The organism is Flavobacterium geliluteum (assembly GCF_017948595.1).
GTDB lineage: Bacteria > Bacteroidota > Bacteroidia > Flavobacteriales > Flavobacteriaceae > Flavobacterium > Flavobacterium flavipigmentatum.
In genome coordinates, this window is the sequence record NZ_JAGFBV010000034.1 from 1 (window position 1) to 26,360 (window position 26,360).

Sequence of the window (26,360 nt, forward strand, 5' to 3'; positions counted from 1 at the left end):
TTAAACAAAAAATTGATATAATTTTGTCTTTACAAAGCATTGGTGAGGTTTATTGGTTCGCAAAACAAATTTACTAAACCTCTGCTTTGTTTTTTATACTATAGAAACTAGCAACTTGAATTAATTAGTTATTTTAAATTTAGAATATGACAAAACTGGAAGAACAGGCGGCTCAATCGCTTCTGGAAAGTAAATTCATAACTGAAAATCAGTTTGAAGAAATCACCGTATACCGCAATCGCAATATTTTTTCGCTTCATGCCGAATTAAAATTTTTCCTTTATTTATCGGTTTTGCTATTTACTTCCGGAATCGGAATTTTAATTTATCAAAATATTGATACCATTGGTCATATTGTTATACTTGCGATATTGCTTGTGGTTATCGTAGGATGTTTTTATTATTGTTTTAAAAATTCAAAAGGATTTCAAAAAACAGAAACCATTTTCGATAGTCCTGTTTTAGAATATTTGGTTTTGGCCGCTACTATCTTGACATGTATTTTTATAGGTTATTTGCAGTTTCAATATGAAGCTTTTGGAACCCATTATGGTTTAGCAACTTTAATTCCGACTCTAATTAGTTTTTTCTGTGCCTATTATTTTGATAATAAAAGTGTACTAACGATTGCGATTACGGGTTTAGCAGCTTATGTAGGTATCTCAGCCACGCCGCAGGATTTGCTCAGGAATAATTTTTATACCAGTCAAAACTTAACTTATTCAGCTATTTTATTGGGTGGAATCCTTATTGTGTGGACTATTTACAGTTCAAAAATTGCATTAAAAACGCATTTTAAACTCCTTTATTTAACTTTCGCTTTGCACTTGATAAGTATTGCATCTATTAGCGGTTTAACCGATTATCACAACAATAGTCTTTGGATGCTTTTTGTAGTTGTTTTAGCGGGATCTGCATATTATTTTTATAAAATCAGCTATGAACTTAAAGCAATTTCATTATATGTTTTTATGATTATCTATGCTTATATTGGATTCAATATTGTTGTCTTTAGGATTTTTGAATTTGTAAACTTTTCGGATATCTGGATGTTATTTATTTTGATATTACCCGTCTATTTTATTGGTTCAATAGTAATATTCATAAAATTAATTAAAAACTTTAACAAAGAAATTGCAGCATGATAGTTCACGATAAAACTTTATTAGACAATTTAATTTTGATCGAAGAAGCCCGTTCTTTACAAGAGGCAGGTTTTATATCTAAAGAACAGGTAACAATTTTGAAAAATGAATTACCAGTATTCAAAAGCAATACTAATATTTTGGTTCGCTTAGGATTTTTAATTTTAGGAGTGTTTTTGTATGCCTCTATTTGTGGGGTAATTGCCTTGTTGGGACTGGTAGACAGCAATGATCATTTTTTTGATATCTGTTGTTATTTTTTTGCTGCAGTTGGGTTTTTTGGTGCAGAGGTTTTGGCCGTTCAAAAATATCGTCAACATGGTTTAGATGACGCCTTTACACTTGGTGCATTATTCAATCTGGGTTTAGCAATTGCGATCTCTACAGAAGCATACGAATTGATCATTGCGATTTTTGTTACTGTAGTGTCTTTTATCATGTACAAAAGATATCTGCATCTTTTGTCAATGCTCGTTTTTTGCTGCTCTTGTTCTGCAATATTATTTTACGGACTATTTGAATTTGGAACTATCGGAAAAACAATTTTACCTTTTGTAGCGATGATTTTCGCAGTAGGTTTTTATTTTTTTACTAAAAAATTGAATGAAAAAACTACTCAGCATTACTATCATAAAGGCATTTTGATTGCCAATAGTTTTTGTCTGGTGCTGTTTTATTTGTCATGCAATTATTTGGTTGTAAGAGAACTTTCCGCGATGCTTTTAGGAAACGAAATTGCACCAGGAAAAGATATTCCATTTGCCTATTTCTTCTATGCTTTTACTTTTGTTGTACCGGCTGTTTACTTGGTTCAGGCATTAAAAACAAAAGATAGAATCCTACTTTGGATAAGTTTTTTAGCGATTGCTTTCTCCATTTATACGATCCGATTTTACCATTCTATTTTGCCTGTAGAAATAGCACTTACTTTGGGGGGAATAGTCTTATTTGCAATTACATTTTTTTCGATAAAAAAATTAAAAGACAAAGAAACAGGTTTAACATTTAAACCCGATAGAATCAATAATTCAAATGCATTTTTAAATGCCGAAGCCTTGATAGTAGCTTCAACTTTTGGAATGAAACCCGAAGTAAAACCACAGGATTCACCAATGGATTTTGGTGGAGGTGGCTTTAGCGGAGGTGGTTCTGGAGGAACATTTTAATTGATTTCTGTGAAAAGTAAAAAGAGAAAATGTGAAATGTAAAATGTGAAATGTGAAATGTAAAATGTGAAATGTAAAAAATATCAACATTTAAACGTTTTACATTTCACATTTCACAAAAAAAACTTTCACAAAAAAACTAAACTTTAGTTTTTAAAGCTACTGCATCAATATCGCTATGTGAAACATCATACACTGCTTTTCCGTTTTTAATTAAAATCAATTGTGGTGATTCGTGGTACACATTAAAACGATTTGCAATTTCATTCGAGATATCGCGATGTGCAATTAAGTCAAGAAAATAAGCATCAACAGTATCATTCAAATCGTATTCGCGTTCAAATTGCTTCAAAGCCATTCGGCTAATGCTGCATCTTGTACTGTGCTTAAAAATGACGACCAGCTTTTCATTAGATACCGCTTCAACTTCCATTAATTGTGCTATATCGGTTAATTCTGTCCAGTTAACACTGCTTTTTGGTGTATCTGATGCGTCAGAATTTCCGAAGATTGAATTGAAAAAACTCATATTTGATTAGATTTATGACTTTCTGACATTAAATAAAGAGTAAAAAATCACTTTAAATGTCATTTTGTCTTTAATTTTACTATGGAATGTATTTTGAACATTCTGAAACAAAGTTATAGGATTTAATTTTAAAATTTACTTCAATCCAATCAAATTTTAATCAGATCGATTTTACAAACAAAACAAAAAACTTAAAATATAAAAAGATGAATATAAATAAATTTACGACCAAATCGCAGGAAGCCATTCAGCTATCACAGCAATTGGCGCAACGATACGGACAGCAACAGATAGAAAATGAGCACATTTTTAAAGCTATTTTTGAAGTAGACGAAAATGTAGCACCTTTTATTTTGAAAAAATTAAATGTAAATCTGCCTTTATTTCTGCAGTTATTAGATGCTACTATTCAAAGTTTTCCAAAAGTTTCAGGAGGTGATATCACGCTTTCACGCGATGCGAACAAAGCATTGAATGAAGCAGAGATTATTGCGCAAAAAATGAACGATGAATATGTTTCAATTGAACATTTAATTTTAGCAATTTTTGACTCTAAAAGCAAGGTAGCGCAAATTCTGAAAGATCAGGGTGTAACTGGAAAAGGATTGAAAGCCACTATTGAGGAACTTCGAAAAGGCGAAAGAGTGACATCAGCTTCAGCTGAAGAAAATTACAATTCTCTGAATAAGTATGCTAAAAATTTAAATGAGCTGGCGCGCACAGGAAAACTTGATCCCGTAATTGGCCGTGATGAAGAAATTCGCCGTGTGCTGCAAATCCTTACTCGTAGAACCAAAAATAACCCGATGTTGGTTGGTGAACCCGGAGTGGGTAAAACCGCTATTGCCGAAGGCTTGGCACATCGAATTGTAGATGGTGACGTTCCTGAAAATTTAAAAAATAAAATCGTTTTCTCGCTAGATATGGGAGCGCTCATTGCTGGTGCCAAATACAAAGGAGAATTTGAAGAACGTTTAAAATCGGTGGTAAAAGAAGTAACCGCCGCAGAAGGTGATATTGTTTTGTTTATTGATGAAATTCACACGCTTGTAGGTGCAGGAGGGGGAGAAGGCGCTATGGATGCCGCCAACATCTTAAAACCGGCTTTGGCTCGTGGTGAGTTGAGAGCTATTGGCGCTACCACTTTAGATGAATATCAAAAATATTTTGAAAAAGACAAAGCCTTAGAACGTCGTTTTCAAAAGGTTTTAATAGACGAACCAGATACCGAAAGTGCCATCTCGATCTTGCGTGGTATCAAAGAAAAATACGAAACGCATCATAAAGTTCAGATTAAAGACGAAGCGATTATCGCTGCAGTAGAACTTTCGCAACGTTACATTACCAATCGATTTTTGCCGGATAAAGCTATCGATTTGATGGACGAAGCGGCATCAAAATTACGTATGGAGATCAATTCAAAACCAGAAGAATTAGATGTTTTGGATCGTAAAATCATGCAGCTCGAAATTGAAATCGAAGCGATTAAACGTGAAAAAGAAGAGAGCAAGCTCAAAATTTTACGAATGGATTTGGCGAATCTCAAAGAGGAGCGTAACGAAATTTACACGAAATGGAAAACGGAGAAAGATGTTGTAGATGGTGTTCAGGCAGTAAAATTAGAAATAGAAGATTTTAAACACGAAGCCGAACGTGCCGAACGTGATGGTGATTACGGAAAAGTAGCCGAAATTCGTTACGGAAAAATCAAAGAAGCTCAGGAGCGTTTAGATGTATTATTGAAACAATTACAAGAATACCAGTCAGGTAATTCTTTGATAAAAGAAGAAGTCACCCGAGAAGATATTGCCGAAGTCGTAGCAAAGTGGACTGGTATTCCGGTGATGAAAATGCTGCAAACCGAGAGAGAAAAGCTGTTACATCTTGAAGACGAATTGCACAAACGTGTAGTAGGTCAGGAAGAAGCGATTGAGGCAGTAAGTGACGCCGTGCGCAGAAGCCGTGCAGGATTACAGGATATGAAAAAACCTGTGGGGACTTTCTTGTTCTTGGGAACTACAGGAGTTGGTAAAACTGAGCTGGCAAAAGCATTGGCAGAATATCTTTTTGATGACGAAAATGCCATGACCCGAATCGATATGAGTGAGTACCAGGAACGCCACAGCGTAAGCAGATTGGTAGGTGCGCCTCCGGGATACGTGGGTTATGAAGAAGGAGGCCAGCTGACCGAAGCCGTTCGTAGAAAACCTTATTCTGTAATTCTGTTGGATGAGATAGAAAAAGCACATCCCGATACATTTAATATTTTATTGCAGGTTTTGGATGAAGGTCGTTTGACAGATAATAAAGGGCGATTAGCAGATTTCAAAAATACGATTATCATCATGACATCCAATATGGGAAGCCATATTATTCAAGAGAAGTTTGATAATTTAAAAGGCGGAATTGAAGCAGCAACTGAGGCTGCAAAAGTAGAAGTCTTAGGTTTATTAAAACAAATCGTTCGACCTGAATTTATCAATCGTATCGATGAAATTGTATTGTTTACGCCGCTAACAATCGAAAATATTTCGAAAATTGTGAGTTTGCAACTCAAAAGTGTAACCAAAATGTTAGCACTTCAGGGCATAACAATGGATGCAACTCCTGAAGCCATCAAATACCTTTCTGACAAAGGATATGATACTCAGTACGGAGCAAGACCTGTAAAACGTGTGATTCAGAGAGAGGTGCTGAACCAGTTATCTAAAGAAATTTTGGCTGGTAAAATCACCACAGACAGTATCATTTTGATCGATGCTTTTGATGGTAACTTGGTTTTTAGAAACCAATCTGCCGAATTAGTAAAATAATTTTTTTAGTTTTTAAAAGTAAAAAACACCAGTGTAGAGCTGGTGTTTTTTTTAAATTACAGATTTTAAGGAAAAATCTACAAATTTTGAAACTTTTTAGAAAAGTAATATAAAAACAATCTTTAACTTAGTTCTCACATTTGCAGAGGTAAAATTGTACCAAACCAATTAAACAAAAATAGTAACACAAAATAATTGCATTATGAATAATATTTTTAGAGGATTATTAGCAGGCTACGGTGCCAAAAAATTAGGAGGCGGATGCTTCGGAACTATTTTGGTTTTTATTATTATATGGGTACTTTTAGGTCAGTGTAGTTAATTTTAACTGCTATAATTGATCAAAAAGTAGTAGATTCGCAGCACTAAATAAAAAATTAAAATGGCATCAGGTTTTTTCGCACTATTAGATGATATCGCAGCAATTATGGATGATGTTGCTGTAATGAGTAAGGTTGCAGCAAAAAAAACAGCGGGTATCTTGGGCGATGATTTGGCCGTAAATGCCGAAAAAGCATCTGGATTTGTTTCCTCGAGAGAACTTCCCGTTTTATGGGCAATCGGAAAAGGATCTTTTGTCAATAAATTAATTATTTTGCCCGTTGCCTTTCTACTAAGCGCTTTTTTCCCTGTAGCAATAACCGTAATTTTAGTATTAGGAGGGCTTTTTTTAGCTTATGAAGGTGCCGAAAAAATATACGAATTTATATTTCCGCATCAACATTCAAAAATAGACATTATCAACGAAGACTTGACCGAAGAACAAATTTTAATCATCGAAAAAGAAAAAATAAAATCTGCCATCGTAACCGATTTTATTCTCTCCGTAGAGATTGTCATCATTGCAATGAGCACGGTCATAGAAAAACCACTTTCGTCACAAATAGCCGTAGTGTCAATAATCGCAATCATTGCAACCGTGGGCGTTTATGGCATCGTCGCTCTTATTGTCAGAATGGATGAGTTTGGTTTTAAAATGATAAAATGGAGTAAAAAAGAACGAAGTATCTCCAAAACCATCGGCAATATTCTCGTTAAGGCATTGCCAAAAGTCATCCAAAGTTTATCAGTTATTGGCACAATAGCCTTGATTTTAGTGGCCGGAGGTATTTTTGTACACAACAGCGATTTTCTACATCATTTATGGCCCAATATTCCCTCAATTATAAAAGAGTTTGTTTTTGGGTTAGCAATCGGCCTCGTTGTTTTAGCAATCGTTAGCCTTTTCAAAAAGATTTTCAAGAAAACAAAAGAGAGTCACTAATAAAACATCACAGCTACCTTATAAAAGTTTTTGCAGGAGCAGATGATTCATTTTCAAAAGACCACTTGTCCCGCTATCCGCTCCAATCTTTTATGCCGAACAACGGCACAAAAGGATTTCTACTTCTATCGGGGCTAGGTTAGAGATTTTTGCACTTACAAGAAATCTTGGTTAAACTTCATAAAAATTTCGCCTTCAATTCGGGCGTCGGAATCATGCAGCTTTCCTTCTTTCCATACCATTTGTATCGATTTTTGGCAATGTAATCATAAATATAATTTCTAACTTTCTCCGGAACTATTTTAAAAACAGCCAGCAAACCATAAAAACCTCCGAGTTCATTAGCAATTTCAAGTACTGCCGTAGATTTATAGTAGTAGGCAATAGCAGGTTTGTACAAAACGATGCTATCTATTTTCTGCTGATCTATTCCGATATAACGGCAAATCTCTATACCCAACTCAGATTGTAAAGCCACAAACCGAAAAACATCTTTTTTATCACGTTTAATAATAAACTGAACAGCTCTGTTGCATAAATTGCAAACGCCATCAAATAGAATTATATTTTTATTTTGAGGAAAGTTTATCATTGTTTTTTTGTTTCAAGTTTCACGTTTCGAGTTAGCTTATAATTTAGTTTGTCATTCCGAAGAACTAGGATTCTCCACAAGAAACTAACGCAAAGTTTGATTTTCATTGTCGATTAACGAATAGAGATTCCTCTTTTCATTTTAGTGAGATTGCTTCGTTCCTCACAATGATTTGCAGGTTAGGTCTTTGCGAGGAACGAAGCAATCACATTCAGTTATTCTTTTTTTTTCGCACCCTAAGAATTTATACAAAAATAGTATTTCTAGAATTAATTAATTGCTAACAGCTCATTTTAGTGAGATTGCTTCGTTCCTCGCAATGACTTGTAGGTTAGGTCTTTGCGAGGAACGAAGCAATCACATTCAGTTATTCTTTTTTTTCGCACCCTAAGAATTTATACAAAAATAGTATTTCTAGAATTAATTAGTTGCTAACAGCTCATTTTAGTGATATTGTTTCATTCCTCACAATGAATTGGAGTTTCGGTCTTTGCGAGGAACGAAGTAATCACATTCAGTTAGTCTTTTTTTTCGCACCCTAAGAATTTATACAAAAATAGTATTTCTAGAATTAATTAGTTGCTAACAGCTCATTTTAGTGAGATTGCTTCGTTCCTCGCCATGACTTGTAGGTTAGGTCTTTGCGAGGAACGAAGCAATCACATTCAGTTAGTCTTTTTTTTCGCACGCTAAGAATATATATAAAATAGTATTTCTAGCATTAATTAGTTGTTAACAGCTCATTTTAGTGAGATTGCTTCGTTCCTCGCAATGACTTGTAATTTTTAAAAAGCTATTTTTTCACAGCTTCAACCAATTCTAATTCGTCCAAACTCACTTTAGAGGTAAAGACTCCGTAGTTTACAGTAGCTTTATTTTTTTCAATAGCATCAATACTTCCAACAGATCTTCCTTCCAGCATTCTTACGCGATCGCCTACTTTTAGTATGGGTTTAGGTTTTTCGACTATTATTTTTAACTTCTTTTCTTTTTTCTCTTTTCTAATTTCTTCAACTTTAACAGCAACCTCGGCGATTACTTCTTTCTTTTTTTCTACAATCGCTTTGGCTTCTTTTGGTGTTGCTTTTTTACGTTTCGAATTCTCGATTTCGATAATTTTCAAAAACTCACCAATAAGTTCCTTTTTGTTTTTATTGTTAAAGTATTTCTCCGAAATATCTTCAATCTTTTGACCAATGTAAATCGTTTTTTGGTTGCTGTCATATAATTCCTGATAGCTTTCCAGTTTTTGTTTGATTTTTACATTGATGGTTTCCATCTTTTTGCTTTCTTCTCGCGCTCGGGTTTCTTCTTCTTTCAGATTGATGGACGTTTTCTCGAGTTTAGAACGCTCTTTTTGAAGCGTAGCAATCGTTTTATCAAAGCGTACTTTACCGACTTCAATTTTCTTTTTGGCACGATTAATTAATCCAAACGGAATACCATTTTTCTGCGCTACCTCAAAAGTAAACGAGCTACCGGCTTGGCCTAAAGCGAGTTTGTACATCGGTTCTAACGATTTTTCGTCAAACATCATATTGGCATTGGTAGCAAAAGGCAATTCGTTGGCCAGAATCTTCAGGTTTGAATAATGGGTTGTTATAATTCCGAAAGCCTCACGATGATAAAACTCTTCGAGAAAAATTTCTGCCAAAGCGCCACCTAACTCGGGATCAGAACCGGTACCAAATTCATCAATCAAAAACATGGTTTTCTTGTTGCATTTTTTTAGAAAATAATTCATGTTTTTTAGTCGGTAACTATAGGTACTCAAATGATTTTCAATAGATTGATTATCACCAATATCGGTCAAAATTCTATCAAACAGGAAAGTTTCGCTGCGTTCATGCACGGGGATCAACATTCCCGATTGCAGCATCAATTGCAATAAACCTACTGTTTTTAGCGAAATTGTTTTTCCTCCAGCATTAGGCCCTGAAATTACAATAATTCGGTTATCTTGCTTTAATTCAATAGTTTGAGGATGTGTAATTTCGTTCTTTTGTTTATTATTCAAATATAAAATAGGGTGGTACGCTTCTCTAAAAAACAATCTTCGCTCCTCACTAATGGTCGGAAGAATTCCGTTGATTCTATTGGCATATTTTGCTTTTCCAGCCACCACATCAATATCACTTAAAAATTCCTGATATTCGATCAAAAGAAGTAAAAAAGGGCGAATAGCATTGGATAATTGCTTTAAAATTCGGGTAATTTCTTCTTTTTCTTCGTATTCAAGATTGGCCAATTCACGAGAATAGGTTAAAGTAGCTTCCGGTTCAATATAAGCGATACTTCCTGTTTTCGAACTTCCCAGAATAGAGCCTTTTACTTTACGACGATACATCGCTAAAACTGCCAAAACACGGCGATTTTGAACAAAGCTTTCTTTGATGTCGTCTAAGTAACCAAGTCCATTGTAGTGCGTCAAAGCGACTCCAAAACTCTGATTTACTTTCCCGCGAACTGTATTCATATTGCGACGAATATCCAGTAAAACAGGCGAAGCATTGTCTTTTATTTCGCCATATTTATCCACAATGGCGTCAATTAATGTGACAATGTCTTTTGTGTATTCTACTCTTGAAGCTCTTGCGTTAAGATTCGGATAATAATCATCAAATTTTTTGAGGAAATTCAACAAAAAATTGGTTGTTGACGAAAGTGTGGCTATTTTTCTAAAACTACCTACTTCCAGAAAGCTATCTTCGATTGCAAGAAATTTGATTTCGTGTGTTATGGCGTCAAAACCGTGATTCGGAATTGCGTTGTTGTTTTGAAAAGACGAGACATACTCAGAGGTTTGCATCAAGGCTTGCATCAAAGTTTCTTTGTCTCTAAAAGGGGTTATTTGCAGTGCTTTTTCTTTTCCAATATCTGTATTACAGCCAGCCGAAATGGTTTCGAGCACTGTTGGAAATTGTAAATCCTGTAATGTTTTTTCGGTAATGGATATCATTAATTTGTCGTAAGTTGTAAAGTTTCAAAGTTACAAAGTTTTAAAACTAAAAGCACTATTTATTGGTACTTTGAAAAAAACTTTGCGTAATTTGTAATAAATATTTTTTGCATGAAAATCAATCTCTCCACTGAGTGGCAAGCCGTTCTGACCGATGAAATTAAAAAGCCTTATTTTAAGGATTTGATAGAAGTTTTAGACGAAGAATACCAAAAATATATTTGTTATCCTCCTGCCGAATTGATTTTCTCCGCCTTTCAATCCTGTTCTTTTGCAGATTTGAAGGTGGTTATTATTGGTCAGGATCCTTATCACGGCGAGGGTGAAGCCAATGGTTTGAGTTTTTCTGTAAATGATTCGGTCAAAATTCCACCTTCTTTACGCAATATTTTCAGAGAACTAAATGACGATTTAGATTCGATTTTTATGTCTACTTCAGGAAATTTAGAAAAATGGGCCAAGCAAGGAGTGTTGCTTTTAAATGCTTCTTTAACCGTTCGAAAAGACAGTCCCAATAGTCATAAACACCTAAAATGGAATCTTTTTACAGATGCCGTCATTCAAATTATTTCTGACCAAAAAGAAAATGTTGTTTTTTTATTGTGGGGAAGTTTTGCTCAGAAAAAAGGAATGAAAATAGATCGTTCCAAGCACTTTGTTTTAGAGTGCGGTCATCCATCGCCCATGAGTGCTAATCAAGGAAAATGGTTCGGTAACAAACATTTTAGCCAAACAAATGCTTTCTTGCAATCAAAGGGAATTCAAAAGATCGATTGGTTATAAAAGGTTTTCAATACTCGATTTGATATAAATTATTTTATTACAAAGTTAAAAAATAATTAAACTTATTTATATCATTTGTAGTTTAAAACCATTAATGAGTATAATTTTTAAAAATTATTTTTTGATGATTTCGTCTAAAACAGCTTTGCTTTCGTAGTTGATTACTTTCAAGATGATTTCTTGATTTTTGACTGTTTTTCCTTCAATAACGTACAATTTTCCTTTTTTGAAAACAATGTTACTTTGATCAAAATCTACATCACCGTATTGCAAGGTATTTTTTATATCGACAGTATCAATCCATTTTTCATTTAATGTCTGAATTGCTTTATCAGAATATTGAAACGGTTTTGTTCGCAAGGTATTTAGAACTCTAGCATTCGGAAAATAGTTGCAACGCGTGTCTTTACCACTAAAAACAAGGGCTACAAAAAAGCATCCCATAATCAAACCAATTAAATAATAAGCAAAACGATGTACGAACTTCATGAAGATTTTTTTTGCAAAGGTAAGCTAAAGTTCGCTTAAAAAACAAGTAAATTGATATCGTTATCAGGTAAATCAAACCACTCGCCAATCGCTTTATTGGTTAAAATTCCGTGATACAGATAAATTCCGTTTTTCAAACCCTTATTGCATCTTATTGCGCTCTCCAGACCACCATCTTCGGCTATTTGCAACAAATATGGTGTTATGATGTTGCTGATCGAAAGCGACGCAGTTTTAGAATATCTTGACGGAATATTTGGAACACAATAGTGGAGTACATTACTTTTTATAAAAGTCGGTTTTTCGTGTGTAGTTACTTCAGAACTTTCAAAACAACCGCCAGTATCAATACTTACATCGACAATTACGGCTCCTTTTTTCATGTGTTCTACCATAGTTTCGGTCACAACAATCGGGCAACGTTCTTTGCCGCGCATCGCACCAATAGCGACATCACAACGTCTTAACGCTTTTAATAATGCTTTTTGCTGAATGGTAGAAGTAAAGATTCTTTGACTTAAATTATTTTGTAAACGGCGTAATTTGGTAATCGAATTATCAAAGACTTTTACGTTTGCACCCAAACCAATTGCAGTTTTGGCAGCAAATTCGCCCACCGTTCCTGCTCCCAAAATAACCACTTCTGTAGGAGGGACACCCGTAATATTTCCGAATAAAAGTCCTTTACCAAATTCATCGGTAATCATGAGTTCGGCTGCGATCAAGATAGAAGCTGTTCCCGCGATTTCGCTCAGCGATTTTACCGCTGGGTACGAGCCATCTTCGTCTTTAATATATTCAAAAGCAAGTGCTGTAATCTTTTTTTGCGCTAAAGCTTCAAAATAGGCTTTCTTTTTTGTCTTTAATTGAATAGCAGAAATGATAATTGTTTCAGGATTTATCATCTCGATTTCTGCCAAAGTTGGTGGTTCTACCTTTAAAAGCATCGGACAACCAAAGACTTTTTTAGTATCATTTGTAACTTCTGCCCCCGCATCACTATATTCTTTATCAGAATAACTCGAACTTTCTCCTGCTCCCGCTTCAATCATCACGCGGTGCCCTTCATAAGTTAGAGAATTAACAGCATCCGGAGTCAGGCATATACGGCGTTCCTGATAACTTGTTTCTTTAGGAATTCCTATAAAAAGTTCTCTTTTAAATCGGCCCACTTCAAGTTTTTCTTCCTGTGGCAACAATTGTTGTTTCGTAAATGGCGTTAAGGTTATTGACATGGGTTGTGCAAAAAATTAAGAGTACAAATTACGTAAAAAGTTTTAAAATTAGTGGAAAAATTCTGCTAATACTGCTTTAAAAATCAAGATATTATTTTTTCCATTTTAATGTCGGCTCTTTCATATATTTTTCCTTCCAGAGGAGTCTCAATAAAACCAAATTTTCGATACAGATGAATTGCGGGAAGTAATTTTGTATTGGAATATAAAATTACCTTTTTGATGCCACTTTCTTCGGCTACAGCAAGGCAATGAACGAGCAGTTTATTACCAATTCCGAGACCTTGTGCCTTATCCGAAACAGCCATTTTGCTCAATTCGAAAGTATCGGTATTTATTTTCATTAAAGAAGCAGTTCCAATGATTTCATTGTTATATTTTGTATAAAAAATCATTCCGCCTTTGTCAATAATCTCTTCCTGCGGATTTGAAAGTACCAATTCGTCTTTTTCTTCAACTCTAAAATATTTAGTAAGCCAGGCTAAATTTAGAATTTTAATATGTTCTTTTAAATCTGCTGAAAAAGGGATGATTTCGACTGTGTTTTGGGGATTCATTTTAAAAAATATTTTAAACAAATTTCAATTCTCTTTTACCATCGGCCATTAATTCAATATTGATTACAGAGTGCTCTTCAGGAATCAAGGTTGCAATTTTTTCGGACCATTCTATAAAACACCAATTTCCAGAGTACAGATAATCATCAACTCCCATGTCTAGTGCTTCGGTTTCTTTGTTTAAACGGTAAAAATCGAAATGATAAACAATTTGATTGTTGTTTGCATTATATTCGTTTACCAACGAAAAGGTAGGGCTGCTTGTAGCATCCTGAACGCCTAAAGCTTTGCACAATTGTTTGATGAGTGTCGTTTTTCCAACGCCCATCTCTCCGTTAAAAAGAATGATTTTTTTTGGATTTGAAGCCAAAATTTGTTCCGCTACTTCCTGAATTTGATCTAATGAAAAAACGATATTCATTTTATGTTTATTTAGTACGATTGTCTTCCGCGAAAGCGAAATTATTTTTGCCACGAATTTCAATAATTTTCCTGAATTAAAGTCTAATTTTCTATTAGAATATTAAAAATAAATTAATGTAAATTCGCAAAATTCGTAGTAATAGGTTTTTATTTTGGATTAAATACCAAAAACGGAATTATCATTTCTTCTAATGAAATTCCACCATGTTGGTACGTGTTTTTGTAATAACTCACATAATGATTGTAGTTGTTGACGTAGGCCAAAAACAAATCATTTTTGGCAAAAATAAACGAACTACTCATGTTTATAGACGGTAGACCAATTTTTTTCGGGTCTTTTACCATGTATACGTCTTTTTGTTCGTACGTAAGACTTCGGCCCGTTTTGTAGCGCAAATTGAGACTTGTATTTTTATCTCCAACCACTTTTGATGGATTTTTTACATTGATAGTCCCATGATCGGTTGTCAATATTAATTTGAAGCCCAAAAGTTGTGCTTGTTGTATAATTTCTAATAAAGGTGAATTTTTAAACCAGCTCAAAGTCAGAGATCGATACGCTTTGTCGTCTGAGGCAAGCTCTTTTACAACATCCATTTCGGTTTTGGCATGCGATAACATATCCACAAAATTATATACAACCGTTACTAAATCGTTGCCTTTTAAGGCTTTGAAATTTTCTGCCAACTTCTTTCCACCGGCATAATTGGTGATTTTAAAATAATCTTCTTTGATGTTTAAGCCTAAACGCTTTAATTGAGCTGTTAAAAACTCAGCTTCGAACAGGTTTTTTCCGCCATCTTCTACATCATTTTTCCAATATTGCGGAAACTGCTTTTCCATGTCCGAAGGCAATAAACCTGAGAAAATAGCATTTCTAGCGTATTGTGTTGCCGTTGGAAGTATAGAAAAGTACGGAATTTCTTTTTCTAATTTGTAGTAATTAGCAACCACAGTTTCAAAAGATTTCCATTGGTCGTAGCGCAAATTATCAATCACGACAAACAAAATGGGTTTGTCTTTCTTTTTAAGTTCTGGCACAACCAGTTCCTTAAATAAGTTGTGCGATTGGATAGGTTTATCGGCTTTTGGAGCAAACCAATCTTCGTAATTTCTTTCGATATATTTTCCGAATTGCGAGTTGGCTTCTACTTTTTGCGATTCAAGAATTTCGATCATGCCTTGATCGTTGATGTTTTCTAATTCTAATTCCCAAAAAATCAATTTTTTATACAATTCGACCCAATCTTCATAGGAATTTACCATCGCCATTTCCATCGAAATTTTTCTAAATTCCTTCTGATAGTCTAAAGTTGTTTTTTCTGAAATTAACCTCGAGTGATCCAGATTTTTCTTCAAACTCAATAAAATTTGGTTTGGATTTACGGGTTTGATCAAATAATCTGCGATTTTAGAACCAATCGCTTCTTCCATAATATACTCTTCCTCACTTTTGGTAATCATGATCATGGGTATCGCCGATTTTTTTTCTTTCATTTCAGAAAGTGTTTCCAATCCGCTCATTCCGGGCATATTTTCATCCAAAAAGACAATATCAAAATTATCTTCGTCAAACATAGTAATAGCATCCAGACCGTTGTTACAAGTAGTTACAGCGTAATTTTTTTTTTCGAGAAACAATATATGTGGTTTCAAAAGATCGATTTCGTCATCGACCCAAAGTATTTTTATCTTATCCATAAACAACTTTAATTTTAATGCAATTTAAGGGTATAGAACTAAAAAAGTATTAAAAATAGTATAAATTTCAGTTTAATAAATTGCATTTTTATCCAAAATATATTTTGTAGGGATTCAGGTGAAGAAATTGAAGCATTTTTGGGTGTTGTTTTTTAAATAGAAAACACAAAACAGTTAATAGTTATTTACTTATATTTGTTGACCTAAAAAAACAGCCAAATAGTGACTCATATCAATAAGTTAAAAATATTCAATGACCCGATTTACGGTTTTATTTCTATTCCGAATGAGCTTATTTACGACCTAATTCAGCACCCGTACTTTCAGCGATTGCGACGTATTTCGCAAATGGGATTATCATATTTGGTATATCCGGGAGCCAATCACACCCGTTTTCATCATGCTTTGGGCTGCATGCATTTGATGCAAAAAGCCGTCGAAACACTTCGTTTTAAAGGAATCGCTATTTCATCAGAAGAAGAAAATGCTTTGTATATTGCTATTTTGCTGCACGATATTGGTCATGGGCCTTTCTCGCATGCAATGGAAAAAAGTATTGTAGAAGATGTGAATCACGAGGCAATTTCGTTACTTTTTATGCATCAGTTAAACGAGGAATTTGATGGAAAATTGAGTTTGGCCATTCAGGTTTTTAAAGGAGAATATCACAGGAAATTCATGTTGCAGCTTATTTCAAGTCAGTTGGATATGGATCGAATGGATTATCTAAAACGAGATAGTTTTTATACCGGCGTTGCAGAAGGAAATGTCAATTCGGAGCGATTGATACAAATGATGAATGTTGTTGATGGGGTTTTGGTTATTGAAGAAAAAGGAATTTATTCTGTCGAAAAATTTCTGCTTTCGAGAAGACTGATGTATTGGCAGGCGTATTTGCATAAAACGAGTTTGGTGGCCGAATTAATTTTGATGAAAGTCTTAAAAAGAGCCAAAGAACTGACTTTAAAAGGAGTGAATTTGCCTTGCAGTGCGCCACTTAAATTTTTTATGCAAAACAAAATTACGCTTGAAGGTTTTGATGCTGAAAATCTGGATTTATTTTCTCAATTGGATGATTTTGACATTATAAGTGCCTTGAAAACCTGGCAAAAACAGGATGATTTTATTCTTTCGACGTTGAGTAAAATGATCATTAACAGAGATTTATTAAAAATAAAACTCAGCGCCGAGAAAATTCCGATGGAAGAATCACAATCTCTAAAAGAACAATTTGCGAGTGAGCATCATATTTCTCTAATTGAAGCAGGATATTTTATTTTTAGAGGAAAAATTAAAAATCAAGCCTACAGTAAAGAGGCAGAACCGATACGAATTTGGAAAAAAGACAAAACAATTGAAGATGTTGTGGAAGCCTCTGATCAGCTGAATTTGAAATCGTTATCTAAACTGGTTACAAAATATTACATCTGTTTTCCAAAACAACTTATCTAAAATTAACATTTAAAACCTATTTTTTATATTTTTGTCGGAATGAAATTTACAGCAGAACAAATAGCAGGAATTTTAGAAGGAGAGGTTATTGGTAATCCCAATGCAGAGGTTTCTCGACTTTCTAAAATCGAAGAAGGAGAGGAAGGATCTCTTACTTTCTTGGCAAACCCCAAATATATCAATCATATTTATACAACGAGAGCTTCGGTAACAATTGTTAACGATTCTTTTGTGCCTGAATCTGAAATCACCACTACTTTGATAAAAGTAGATGATGCGTATGCGTCTTTTTCTAAGCTTTTAGAGTTTTACAATCAAGTAAAATTGAACAAAAACGGTATAGAATCGCAAGCTTTTATCACAGAAGGAGTTCAATATGGAGCAAATTTATACCTTGGAAGCTTCAGCTATGTGGGTCAAAACGTGGTTTTGGGAGATAATGTAAAGATTTACCCTAACAGTTTTATTGGTGATAATGTTGTTATTGGAGATAATGTATATATTTTTGCAGGCGCAAAAATTTATTCTGAAACGATCATTGGCAACAATTGTACGATTCATTCAGGAGCAATTATAGGAGCAGATGGTTTTGGTTTTGTGCCAAATGAAGAAGGTGTTTACAGTAAGGTTCCTCAAATCGGTAACGTTGTAATCGAAGACAATGTAGATATTGGTGCCAATACTACTATAGATCGAGCAACTCTTGGTTCTACCATAATTAGAAAAGGAGTTAAATTAGACAATCAGATTCAGATTGCTCATAATGTAGAAATCGGAGAAAATACTGTAATAGCAGCGCAAACAGGCGTAGCTGGTTCTACAAAAATCGGCAAAAACTGTATGATTGGCGGACAAGTGGGTATCGCAGGACACTTAACAATAGGAAATAACGTTAGACTTCAAGCGCAGGCGGGAGTAGCTCGAAATATTAAGGATGATGAAATTTTGCAAGGAAGTCCGGCGTTTAATTATAATGATTTTAGTAAATCGTATGTTCATTTTAAGAACTTTCCTAAAATTGTGTCTGAATTAGAAGAATTAAAGAAACAAATAATAAACCCAAAAAATGGAAATAATGGTTAAACAGAAGACCATCAAGAATGAAATTTCACTAACAGGAGTTGGATTACACACTGGAAAAGAAGTTACAATGACTTTTAAACCTGCTCCAGTAAATAATGGTTTCACTTTTGTAAGAGTAGATTTGCAAGGACAACCTATTATTGAGGCTGATGCCAATTATGTGGTAAACACGCAAAGAGGTACAAATTTAGAAAAATTAGGCGTAAAAATTCAAACTCCAGAACACGTTCTTGCCGCATTAGTAGGTTGTGATTTGGATAATGTTATAATAGAATTAAATGCTTCCGAACTTCCTATTATGGATGGTTCTTCAAAGTATTTTGTTGAAGCAATAGAAAAAGCGGGTATCGAGGAGCAGGAAGCCAAACGTAATGTTTATGTGGTAAAAGAAGTGATTTCGTTTACTGATGAAACTACCGGAAGCGAGATTTTGGTGATGCCAAGCGATGATTATCAAGTGACTGCAATGGTTGATTTTGGTACTAAAGTTTTAGGTACACAAAATGCAACAATGAAAAGTATAGCCGATTTTAAAGATGAAATTTCGAACTCTAGAACTTTTAGTTTCCTGCACGAATTAGAATCTTTATTAGAGAATGGACTAATTAAAGGAGGAGATTTAAACAACGCAATTGTGTATGTAGACAAAGAAATATCTGAGTCTACGATGGAAAATCTGAAAAAAGCTTTTGGAAAAGAGAAAATTTCGGTAAAACCAAATGGGGTTTTAGACAATCTTACTTTGCATTACCCAAACGAAGCGGCACGTCACAAATTACTAGATGTAGTAGGTGATTTGGCTTTGATAGGAGTTAGAATTCAAGGGAAAATTATTGCCAATAAACCGGGTCACTTTGTAAATACGCAGTTTGCCAAAAAATTAGCAAAAATTATCAAAATAGAGCAAAGAAATCACGTTCCAGTTTATGATTTGAATCAGGAGCCTTTGATGGATATTCATAAAATTATGGCCGTTTTGCCTCACAGACCTCCATTTTTGTTAATTGATAGAATTATAGAAATGTCTGAAAGTCATGTGGTTGGAATGAAAAATGTTACTATGAATGAAAATTTTTTCGTAGGGCATTTTCCAGACGCACCGGTAATGCCAGGCGTTTTAATTGTAGAGGCAATGGCACAAACAGGAGGAATTTTGGTTTTAAGTACTGTTCCGGATCCCGAAAATTATTTGACTTATTTTATGAAAATTGATAATGTCAAATTCAAACATAAAGTTTTACCAGGTGACACCCTGATTTTCAAATGTGATTTGATTTCTCCTATCAGAAGAGGTATCTGTCACATGCAGGCAAACGCTTACGCAAACGGAAAATTAGTAGCCGAAGCTGAACTAATGGCTCAAATTGCAAAAAAACAATAATAAATAATCAATTTTATTGTTTAGGTTTGTTGCCCAAATTAGATTATTTTAATTTAAAATATAAAATATACAGATGAATCAACCATTAGCATATGTTCATCCCGGCGCCAAAATCGCCAAAAATGTTGTAATTGAGCCTTTTACAACAATTCACAATAATGTCGTTATTGGGGATGGTACTTGGATTGGTTCAAATGTAACCATCATGGAAGGTGCTCGTATTGGTAAAAATTGCAATATTTTTCCAGGCGCAGTAATTTCTGCAGTACCGCAAGATTTAAAATTTGGAGGAGAGGATTCTCTTGCTATTATTGGTGATAATTGTACTATCAGAGAATGTGTAACCATCAATAGAGGCACAGTTGCTTCTGGCCAGACAATTTTAGGAAACAATTGTTTGATCATGGCTTATGCACACATCGCTCACGATTGCGAGATTGGTAACAATGCGATTATCGTAAACGGAGTGGCTCTTGCGGGTCACGTTGTGGTAGGAAACCATGCTGTTATTGGAGGTTTGGCGGCTATTCACCAGTTTATTCATATTGGCGATCATGCCATGATTTCTGGTGGTTCTTTGGTTCGTAAAGATGTTCCGCCTTTTACAAAAGCAGCAAAAGAGCCTTTGTCTTATGTGGGGATCAATTCTGTTGGCCTTAGAAGAAGAGGTTTCAGTACAGAAAAAATCAGAGAAATTCAGGAAATATACAGGATTTTATACCAAAAAAATTATAATACAACTCAAGCTTTAAGTATAATTGAAGCAGAAATGGAAGCCACTCCTGAGAGAGATGAGATTCTTGATTTTATCAGGAATTCATCAAGAGGAATTATGAAAGGTTATTCAGGTAATTATTAAATAAAAGTTTAATTGTTTATTTGTTTAATCGTTAAGGCGAAAACAAATAAACGATTCAACGATTCAACAAAATATTAAATAAAATAAAAATAAATGGCATCTACATCAGATATTAGAAACGGATTGTGTATCAAATTCAATCACGATATTTATAAAATAGTCGAATTTCTTCACGTAAAACCAGGTAAAGGACCTGCTTTCGTAAGAACAAAATTGAGAAGCTTAACTACAGGAAGAGTATTGGATAATACATTTTCTGCAGGGCATAAAATTGATGATGTGCGTGTAGAGACGCATAATTACCAATTTTTATATGCTGAAGGAGATGAATTTCATTTCATGAATACAGAATCTTTTGAGCAAATTTCTTTGAATAAAAATATCCTAGATGCTCCAGGATTATTGAAGGAAGGAACAAGCGTAATGGTTCAGGTAAATACTGAAACTGATTTGCCTTTGTCTGTAGACATGCCATCTTCTGTAATTCTTGAAGTTACGTATGCAGAGCCTGGAGTAAAAGGAAACACGGCTACAAATGCTACAAAATCTGCTACGGTAGAAACAGGAGCTTCTGTAAACGTTCCTTTGTTTATTAACGAAGGTGATAAAATTAAAATCGATACGGCTTCAGGTTCTTACATGGAGCGTGTAAAAGAGTAGTTTATTAATTAGATATTTTGTCAATGAGTCAATTAGAAAATTAGTGAATCTTCACAATTTTGAGAATTCATTTTCTGATTGACACATTTTCTAATTGACAGATTTTCTAATTGACAAATTTTCTAATTTAAAAATATGAAATTTCCAAAAGTTCACTCTTTAGAAGAAATTGCAAATTTGCTTAATTGCGAATTTATTGGTGATAAAAACTTTGAGGTTTTAGGCATGAATGAAATACATGTTGTAGAACCGGGTGACATTGTTTTTGTTGACCATCCTAAATATTACGACAAAGCCTTGCAATCTGCGGCAACTATTGTTTTGATTAACAAAAAAGTAGATTGTCCGGAAGGTAAAGCACTCTTGATTTCTGATGATCCTTTTAGAGATTTTAATACATTAACACGACACTTTAAACCTTTTCAAGCTACAAACGTTTCGATATCGATTTCGTCAACAGTAGGAGAGGGAACTGTTATACAGCCCAATTGTTTTATTGGGAATAATGTAACGATCGGTAAAAACTGTATCATTCACTCAAATGTTTCTATTTACGATCATACTGTAATTGGCGATAATGTTATTATTCATGCAGGAACTATCTTAGGAGCAGATGCTTTTTATTATAAAAAACGTCCAGATGGTTTTGATCAGCTGCTTTCGGGAGGAAGAGTTGTTATAGAAGATAATGTAGGTATTGGCGCGCTTTGCACCATTGATAAAGGAGTTACAGGCGATACTACTATCGGAGCAGGTACAAAGCTCGATAACCAAGTACATGTTGGTCACGATACTGTAATAGGAAAAAAATGTCTTATCGCTTCGCAAACGGGTATTGCGGGTTGCGTTATTATCGAAGATGAAGTAACTATTTGGGGACAAGTAGGTACCACAAGCGGTATCACGATAGGAGCGAAGGCTGTTATTATGGGACAAACAGGTGTTACAAAATCGGTAGAAGGCGGAAAATCATATTTCGGAACTCCAATCGAAGAATCAAGAGAAAAGTTGAAACAATTGGCCAATATCAAGAAGATTCCTGAAATTCTAAATAAATTGAAATAATATGTCTATTAAAGAATTTGTTCAAAAATTTTACAAATCAGATGCCTTAATTGATAGCGAAATCATGAAGACTTATTTGCATTCAGATGTAAAGTTAGAGTGGAATAGCACCAAAGGTTTGATCGAGATGGATCATAATTCGATGTTGGAGATGGCCAATGAATTAAGTCGTGCTTATGTGCGTTCAAAAGTACGCATTAGCCATATTTTGGCCGAAGATGATTTGGTTTCGATACGTTATTCTCATTTCGTAAAAACAATCGAAAATCCAAGAGAAGAAATGTTATTGGCTCATTTTACTACAATTTGGCAGATAAAAGACGATAAATTTTATCGAGGTTATCAAATGAGTCAATTTTCTTAATTTTTTTTAAGGATAAAAAGTTTAAAATACGTTACTTTTGCATCACAATTTTAAAAACTACATAAAATATATATCATGAGTGTTTTAGTTAATAAAGATTCCAAAATAATTGTTCAAGGATTTACAGGAAGCGAAGGAACTTTCCACGCTTCTCAAATGATTGAGTACGGTACTAATGTTGTTGGTGGTGTTACTCCGGGAAAAGGAGGCACAAGCCACTTAGATCGTCCGGTTTTTAATACAGTAAAAGATGCTGTAGATCAAGCTGGAGCAGATACCTCTATCATTTTTGTTCCGCCGGCTTTTGCTGCTGATGCAATTATGGAAGCTGCTGATGCTGGAATCAAAGTAATTATTGCTATTACAGAAGGAATTCCTGTAGCAGATATGATTAAAGCAAATAATTATGTTAAAGAAAGAAATTCTAGATTAATCGGGCCAAACTGTCCTGGTGTTATTACTCCGGGTGAAGCTAAAGTTGGTATTATGCCAGGTTTCGTTTTCAAAAAAGGAACAGTGGGTATCGTTTCTAAATCTGGAACTTTAACTTATGAAGCTGCAGATCAGGTTGTAAAACAAGGTTTAGGAATCACTACTGCTATCGGTATTGGTGGAGACCCAATTATTGGAACAACTACAAAAGAGGCTGTAGAATTATTAATGAACGATCCAGAGACTGAAATCATCATCATGATTGGTGAAATTGGAGGTCAATTAGAAGCTGATGCTGCTAAATGGGTAAAAGCTGATGGTAACCGTAAACCAGTTGTTGGTTTTATCGCTGGAGAAACTGCTCCTGCTGGTAGAACAATGGGGCACGCAGGTGCTATTGTTGGTGGTTCTGATGATACAGCTGCTGCTAAAAAACAAATCATGAGAGACAACGGAATCCATGTTGTTGATTCACCAGCTGAAATTGGTAAAAAAGTAAAAGAAATACTTGGATAATCTCCAGTATTGACAAGAATAAATTCCGAAAAAAAGTCTCACTATTTTGTTGAGACTTTTTTTACATTTTTAAAATGTTGGAAATATAAATAAAAACTTAGCAACTTAGATTCTCAAACTCTTAGAGGCTTAAAAAAAAGAAATATGTACAAAGAATTAGAAAAGTTTAAAGTAAGTAATAGTTTTACTTTTACCATTGAAGATAGTTTAGAACAAGCTTGTAATGCTCCGGAAGGCGCAGGTGTATTTGTAGTTTATGCTGTTGAAGGTGATGCAAAAGAATTAATTATGGTTGCTTCTACAGGAACTGTTCAAAATGATGGAACTTTAAAAAGTAAAAACGGTGGTTTATACGATAAAATCGTAAACGGTCATCAATTTGCAAAAACAGGAAGAAAATATTCTTGGCCTGCGCAAATGAAATTAGAGAATATTACGGCTCTGGAAGTAATCTGGTTCGAAACGTTTAATGCAGATGTAAAAGCGATTCCAACTTCAGTAGAAGGACAAATATTACAGAATTTCTTAGATGAAAATTCAAAATTACCAAGATGGAATGTAGCTTTCTAAGCGTTATTTTCTAATAAAACCTTTCAAAAGCCTTGCTATTCTTTAGTAAGGCTTTTTTTTTGGATTATATCTGAGAAATATTATAATTAAAGATATTGTTTCTTTTTTGTAAATAAATTGGTTTTAAATATTTGCTTTTTATATATTTATCGCACAGAATAGAATTATAATGTTAAATATCTAATTCTTTACCAGTACTACTGCTCTTTTATTTGTGTTTTCTATTGTAATAAACGCATTTTATTGAGAAGTAAATATTTTAAGATAACAAATTCATTTGAAGCAATTGAGTACTTTATTGTAAGATTGGTAATTCAGCATTATAAAAACAAAGATTTTGAGGCATTTAGATTAAATTATCATTCAAGCAAGATTATGGAAAGGCAGATTTTAAAAAAAATAGCATTTGACGATAATACCCTTTGGACTAATTTGAAAGCAGGTGATGAAAAGTCCTTTTCATTGCTTTTTCAAAGATATTATACAAATTTAATAAGTTACGGAAATTCACTTTCTCCCTTACAAGAAAAGGTTCAGGATTGTGTTCAGGATGTTTTTACCGACATCTGGGTTTATCGTGATTCATTACAGGATTCAGTGGTAGTAAAGGCTTATTTATTGGCGAGTGTTAGAAAAAGAATCGCACGTTTATTCGAAAGAGATCATATTTTTCGTAAAGCAACTTCTACTGATTCTATAGAATTTTTGTTTGATTTTTCTGTAGAACATACACTGATTGATGATGAGATAACCGCAGAACGTGTTTTGCAATTGAATAAATCATTAAACGACTTACCTCCCCGTCAAAAAGAAGCTTTGTATTTGCGTTATCATCAAGGCTTGTCAGTCGAACAAATTGCAGAGCTGCTAAATCTTAATTATCAGTCTGCAAATAACCTTTTGCACCGTGGTTTGTTGAGTCTTCGCAAAGAATTTAAGGGTAATTTGGCATCTATTATAGTACTGTTTTCGGGGGTTTTGCAATTTTCTTAAAAAAAACTTAAAAATAATCACAAATAAGTGAGTATATAATAAAGAAGCTGTCCTCTATGTTTTTGTAACCTTTATGTAAAAATGCAAAAACGTAATAATTATAGCGAAGTAGAAGATTTTTTGACTGATGATTCCTTTCAGTTATGGGTATTGTCTAGAATAGATGATCAAGGCTGGGAAGAATGGACAGTAGAGAATCAAAAGCGCGCTCAGTTGGTAGAAAACGCAAGACTTTTATTGTTGGCAATGAAAGTGGCAGTCTCAAATGTACCGCAATCTGAAATACAATCTGCATTAGAAGCAACTTGGAGAAAAATTGAGGAAAAAGAAAATTTTTCTAAACAACATATCAAATCCAAAATAATGTTTTTACAAAGACACTGGCTAGCTCCTGTGGCTGCTGCATTGTTTTTTGCTTTTTTTTCGATTTGGTTTTATAGTAACAATATCGTTGCAACCCACACTGTTGTTACCTACAACGAGCTTATCGAAGGAAATAATGAAGGTTTAGTAGAGCAGACCAATAACTCAGATAAATCTCAAATTATCACTTTATCAGACGGAAGTTCTGTTTTGTTGCAACCCCATAGTAAATTAAGTTATCCTAAAATCTTTACCGGAAACGAAAGAAAAGTGTATTTATCCGGCGAAGGTTTCTTTGAAATTAGTAAAAATCCTAAAAAACCATTTTTTGTTTACGCAAACGAAATTGTAACACGAGTTGTAGGAACTAGTTTTAGAATTAAAGCGTTTCCAGATCAGCAAAATGTTGAAGTTCTTGTTCGCACCGGTAAAGTTAGGGTAAAATCGAATGAACTTATCTCGAGTTCGAGTTCAGATGAAGTTGTGTTGCTTCCTAATCAGGCACTGCGGTTCATTCGTAAAGATTTAACTTTTAATAAAATAACTAATATTACTCAAGATGAGATTTTAGTTCGCAGTGTTGGCAACATTGAGCAGCTTAGTTTTGAATTTACAGATATTCCTGTAGCACAAATATTCGAGACCATAGAGCAGGCATATTTAATTAATATTGACTACCCCAAAGACAAATTAAAAGATTGCCATTTAACCACTTCCCTGAGCGATCAGCCTCTTTCGGAAAAACTAAGAATTATTTGCAAGAGTATTGGCAATGAAACCAGTTTTGAGATGAATGGAAATCAAATAATTATTACATCTGAAGGTTGTAATTAGTTATAAAGTAAGGAATAACAGAGGATAGCCGGGCTATAATCTTAAAAATAAACCAAACAGTAACCAACCAAATATCTCAAGCCTATGTAAAGATTAAAATGCACAAAAAAAGTGCCGAAATGCTGTAACATT

General features: G+C 34.1%; 24 protein-coding genes. 16 read left to right on the plus strand and 8 right to left on the minus strand.

The window, feature by feature from the left end; translation table 11 throughout:
• Window positions 1-146: 146 nt before the first annotated feature.
• Window positions 147-1,145, plus strand: coding sequence for a DUF2157 domain-containing protein (locus J3495_RS16885; protein ID WP_210667824.1), 999 nt, complete (start codon window positions 147-149; stop codon window positions 1,143-1,145).
• On the plus strand, window positions 1,142-2,311 hold the full coding sequence (locus J3495_RS16890; RefSeq protein ID WP_210667826.1) for a hypothetical protein: 1,170 nt from the start codon (window positions 1,142-1,144) through the stop codon (window positions 2,309-2,311). The genes J3495_RS16885 and J3495_RS16890 overlap by 4 nt, the downstream gene beginning before the upstream one ends.
• A 139-nt stretch (window positions 2,312-2,450) precedes the next feature.
• Here J3495_RS16890 and ytxJ read toward each other — a convergent pair whose 3' ends face one another.
• Entirely contained in the window at window positions 2,451-2,840 is a 390-nt protein-coding gene (gene ytxJ / locus J3495_RS16895) for a bacillithiol system redox-active protein YtxJ (protein WP_210667828.1), read from the minus strand.
• A gap of 206 nt (window positions 2,841-3,046) precedes the next feature.
• Here ytxJ and clpB point away from each other — a divergent pair, with 206 nt between their 5' ends.
• Complete coding sequence (gene clpB, locus J3495_RS16900) at window positions 3,047-5,653, plus strand: ATP-dependent chaperone ClpB (protein ID WP_210667830.1); 2,607 nt, start codon at window positions 3,047-3,049, stop codon at window positions 5,651-5,653.
• A gap of 382 nt (window positions 5,654-6,035) precedes the next feature.
• Entirely contained in the window at window positions 6,036-6,917 is an 882-nt protein-coding gene (locus tag J3495_RS16905) for a DUF808 domain-containing protein (protein WP_210667831.1), read from the plus strand.
• Between the two features lie 178 nt (window positions 6,918-7,095).
• On the opposite strand, the gene J3495_RS16910 is transcribed toward J3495_RS16905, so the two are convergent.
• Window positions 7,096-7,509, minus strand: a complete 414-nt coding sequence (locus J3495_RS16910; protein ID WP_210667834.1) for a thiol-disulfide oxidoreductase DCC family protein — start codon at window positions 7,507-7,509, stop codon at window positions 7,096-7,098.
• Window positions 7,510-8,302: 793 nt separating this feature from the next.
• Window positions 8,303-10,468 carry an endonuclease MutS2 gene (locus J3495_RS16915; RefSeq protein WP_210667836.1) on the minus strand — a complete coding sequence of 722 codons (2,166 nt, stop codon included), beginning with the start codon at window positions 10,466-10,468 and terminating at the stop codon, window positions 8,303-8,305.
• A 111-nt stretch (window positions 10,469-10,579) separates the two neighbouring features.
• On the opposite strand from J3495_RS16915, the gene J3495_RS16920 reads away from it, so the two are divergent.
• Window positions 10,580-11,251 (plus strand): uracil-DNA glycosylase, encoded by a 672-nt coding sequence (locus tag J3495_RS16920; RefSeq protein ID WP_210667845.1) that lies wholly within the window; start codon window positions 10,580-10,582, stop codon window positions 11,249-11,251.
• A gap of 114 nt (window positions 11,252-11,365) precedes the next feature.
• Here J3495_RS16920 and J3495_RS16925 read toward each other — a convergent pair whose 3' ends face one another.
• The 5 genes from J3495_RS16925 to porX form a co-directional block, all read right to left on the minus strand.
• Complete coding sequence (locus J3495_RS16925; protein ID WP_210667846.1) at window positions 11,366-11,740, minus strand: DUF4258 domain-containing protein; 375 nt, start codon at window positions 11,738-11,740, stop codon at window positions 11,366-11,368.
• 35 nt (window positions 11,741-11,775) lie between these two features.
• A complete protein-coding gene (locus tag J3495_RS16930) occupies window positions 11,776-12,975 on the minus strand; it encodes an alanine dehydrogenase (RefSeq protein WP_210667847.1) in 1,200 nt (399 codons plus the stop codon).
• 83 nt (window positions 12,976-13,058) lie between these two features.
• Window positions 13,059-13,532, minus strand: a complete 474-nt coding sequence (locus J3495_RS16935) for a GNAT family N-acetyltransferase (protein ID WP_210667849.1) — start codon at window positions 13,530-13,532, stop codon at window positions 13,059-13,061.
• Between the two features lie 13 nt (window positions 13,533-13,545).
• Window positions 13,546-13,953, minus strand: coding sequence for a tRNA (adenosine(37)-N6)-threonylcarbamoyltransferase complex ATPase subunit type 1 TsaE (gene tsaE, locus J3495_RS16940; protein WP_210667858.1), 408 nt, complete (start codon window positions 13,951-13,953; stop codon window positions 13,546-13,548).
• A 149-nt stretch (window positions 13,954-14,102) separates the two neighbouring features.
• Entirely contained in the window at window positions 14,103-15,656 is a 1,554-nt protein-coding gene (porX, locus tag J3495_RS16945) for a T9SS response regulator signal transducer PorX (protein WP_210667860.1), read from the minus strand.
• Window positions 15,657-15,878: 222 nt separating this feature from the next.
• On the opposite strand from porX, the gene J3495_RS16950 reads away from it, so the two are divergent.
• The 11 genes from J3495_RS16950 to J3495_RS17000 all read left to right on the plus strand — a co-directional run bounded on the left by J3495_RS16950 (window position 15,879) and on the right by J3495_RS17000 (window position 26,228).
• Window positions 15,879-17,108, plus strand: a complete 1,230-nt coding sequence (locus J3495_RS16950; RefSeq protein ID WP_210667862.1) for an HD domain-containing protein — start codon at window positions 15,879-15,881, stop codon at window positions 17,106-17,108.
• Between the two features lie 39 nt (window positions 17,109-17,147).
• Entirely contained in the window at window positions 17,148-18,191 is a 1,044-nt protein-coding gene (lpxD, locus tag J3495_RS16955) for a UDP-3-O-(3-hydroxymyristoyl)glucosamine N-acyltransferase (protein WP_210667864.1), read from the plus strand.
• Entirely contained in the window at window positions 18,184-19,572 is a 1,389-nt protein-coding gene (locus tag J3495_RS16960) for a bifunctional UDP-3-O-[3-hydroxymyristoyl] N-acetylglucosamine deacetylase/3-hydroxyacyl-ACP dehydratase (RefSeq protein ID WP_210667866.1), read from the plus strand. The genes lpxD and J3495_RS16960 overlap by 8 nt, the downstream gene beginning before the upstream one ends.
• Before the next feature lie 73 nt (window positions 19,573-19,645).
• Complete coding sequence (gene lpxA, locus J3495_RS16965) at window positions 19,646-20,431, plus strand: acyl-ACP--UDP-N-acetylglucosamine O-acyltransferase (protein WP_210667868.1); 786 nt, start codon at window positions 19,646-19,648, stop codon at window positions 20,429-20,431.
• A gap of 93 nt (window positions 20,432-20,524) precedes the next feature.
• The gene (efp, locus tag J3495_RS16970) at window positions 20,525-21,091 is read left to right on the plus strand and encodes an elongation factor P (protein WP_026985157.1); all 567 of its coding nucleotides are present in this window, start codon (window positions 20,525-20,527) and stop codon (window positions 21,089-21,091) included.
• Between the two features lie 135 nt (window positions 21,092-21,226).
• Window positions 21,227-22,156 (plus strand): UDP-3-O-(3-hydroxymyristoyl)glucosamine N-acyltransferase, encoded by a 930-nt coding sequence (locus J3495_RS16975; RefSeq protein ID WP_210667870.1) that lies wholly within the window; start codon window positions 21,227-21,229, stop codon window positions 22,154-22,156.
• Window position 22,157: 1 nt separating this feature from the next.
• Entirely contained in the window at window positions 22,158-22,520 is a 363-nt protein-coding gene (locus J3495_RS16980) for a nuclear transport factor 2 family protein (protein WP_210667872.1), read from the plus strand.
• Window positions 22,521-22,595: 75 nt separating this feature from the next.
• Entirely contained in the window at window positions 22,596-23,468 is an 873-nt protein-coding gene (gene sucD, locus J3495_RS16985; RefSeq protein ID WP_065450100.1) for a succinate--CoA ligase subunit alpha, read from the plus strand.
• A 144-nt stretch (window positions 23,469-23,612) separates the two neighbouring features.
• Window positions 23,613-24,038, plus strand: a complete 426-nt coding sequence (locus tag J3495_RS16990; protein WP_210667874.1) for a hypothetical protein — start codon at window positions 23,613-23,615, stop codon at window positions 24,036-24,038.
• Between the two features lie 243 nt (window positions 24,039-24,281).
• A complete protein-coding gene (locus J3495_RS16995; protein WP_317192648.1) occupies window positions 24,282-25,031 on the plus strand; it encodes an RNA polymerase sigma factor in 750 nt (249 codons plus the stop codon).
• Between the two features lie 81 nt (window positions 25,032-25,112).
• Window positions 25,113-26,228 (plus strand): FecR family protein, encoded by a 1,116-nt coding sequence (locus J3495_RS17000; protein ID WP_210667876.1) that lies wholly within the window; start codon window positions 25,113-25,115, stop codon window positions 26,226-26,228.
• Window positions 26,229-26,360: the final 132 nt, after the last annotated feature.

Bases quoted from the DNA above. Each gene is read 5' to 3' on its own strand.
- ytxJ (WP_210667828.1), bottom strand. From the start codon at position 2,840: ATGAGTTTTTTCAATTCAATCTTCGGAAATTCTGACGCATCAGATACA.
- J3495_RS16925 (WP_210667846.1), bottom strand. From the start codon at position 11,740: ATGAAGTTCGTACATCGTTTTGCTTATTATTTAATTGGTTTGATTATG.
- J3495_RS16975 (WP_210667870.1), top strand. From the start codon at position 21,227: ATGAAATTTCCAAAAGTTCACTCTTTAGAAGAAATTGCAAATTTGCTT.
- efp (WP_026985157.1), top strand. From the start codon at position 20,525: ATGGCATCTACATCAGATATTAGAAACGGATTGTGTATCAAATTCAAT.
- J3495_RS16935 (WP_210667849.1), bottom strand. From the start codon at position 13,532: ATGAATCCCCAAAACACAGTCGAAATCATCCCTTTTTCAGCAGATTTA.
- clpB (WP_210667830.1), top strand. From the start codon at position 3,047: ATGAATATAAATAAATTTACGACCAAATCGCAGGAAGCCATTCAGCTA.
- J3495_RS16960 (WP_210667866.1), top strand. From the start codon at position 18,184: ATGGTTAAACAGAAGACCATCAAGAATGAAATTTCACTAACAGGAGTT.
- porX (WP_210667860.1), bottom strand. From the start codon at position 15,656: ATGGATAAGATAAAAATACTTTGGGTCGATGACGAAATCGATCTTTTG.
- J3495_RS16980 (WP_210667872.1), top strand. From the start codon at position 22,158: ATGTCTATTAAAGAATTTGTTCAAAAATTTTACAAATCAGATGCCTTA.
- J3495_RS16890 (WP_210667826.1), top strand. From the start codon at position 1,142: ATGATAGTTCACGATAAAACTTTATTAGACAATTTAATTTTGATCGAA.
- J3495_RS17000 (WP_210667876.1), top strand. From the start codon at position 25,113: ATGCAAAAACGTAATAATTATAGCGAAGTAGAAGATTTTTTGACTGAT.
- lpxD (WP_210667864.1), top strand. From the start codon at position 17,148: ATGAAATTTACAGCAGAACAAATAGCAGGAATTTTAGAAGGAGAGGTT.
- J3495_RS16930 (WP_210667847.1), bottom strand. From the start codon at position 12,975: ATGTCAATAACCTTAACGCCATTTACGAAACAACAATTGTTGCCACAG.
- lpxA (WP_210667868.1), top strand. From the start codon at position 19,646: ATGAATCAACCATTAGCATATGTTCATCCCGGCGCCAAAATCGCCAAA.
- J3495_RS16885 (WP_210667824.1), top strand. From the start codon at position 147: ATGACAAAACTGGAAGAACAGGCGGCTCAATCGCTTCTGGAAAGTAAA.
- J3495_RS16915 (WP_210667836.1), bottom strand. From the start codon at position 10,468: ATGATATCCATTACCGAAAAAACATTACAGGATTTACAATTTCCAACA.
- J3495_RS16910 (WP_210667834.1), bottom strand. From the start codon at position 7,509: ATGATAAACTTTCCTCAAAATAAAAATATAATTCTATTTGATGGCGTT.
- J3495_RS16905 (WP_210667831.1), top strand. From the start codon at position 6,036: ATGGCATCAGGTTTTTTCGCACTATTAGATGATATCGCAGCAATTATG.
- sucD (WP_065450100.1), top strand. From the start codon at position 22,596: ATGAGTGTTTTAGTTAATAAAGATTCCAAAATAATTGTTCAAGGATTT.
- tsaE (WP_210667858.1), bottom strand. From the start codon at position 13,953: ATGAATATCGTTTTTTCATTAGATCAAATTCAGGAAGTAGCGGAACAA.
- J3495_RS16990 (WP_210667874.1), top strand. From the start codon at position 23,613: ATGTACAAAGAATTAGAAAAGTTTAAAGTAAGTAATAGTTTTACTTTT.
- J3495_RS16920 (WP_210667845.1), top strand. From the start codon at position 10,580: ATGAAAATCAATCTCTCCACTGAGTGGCAAGCCGTTCTGACCGATGAA.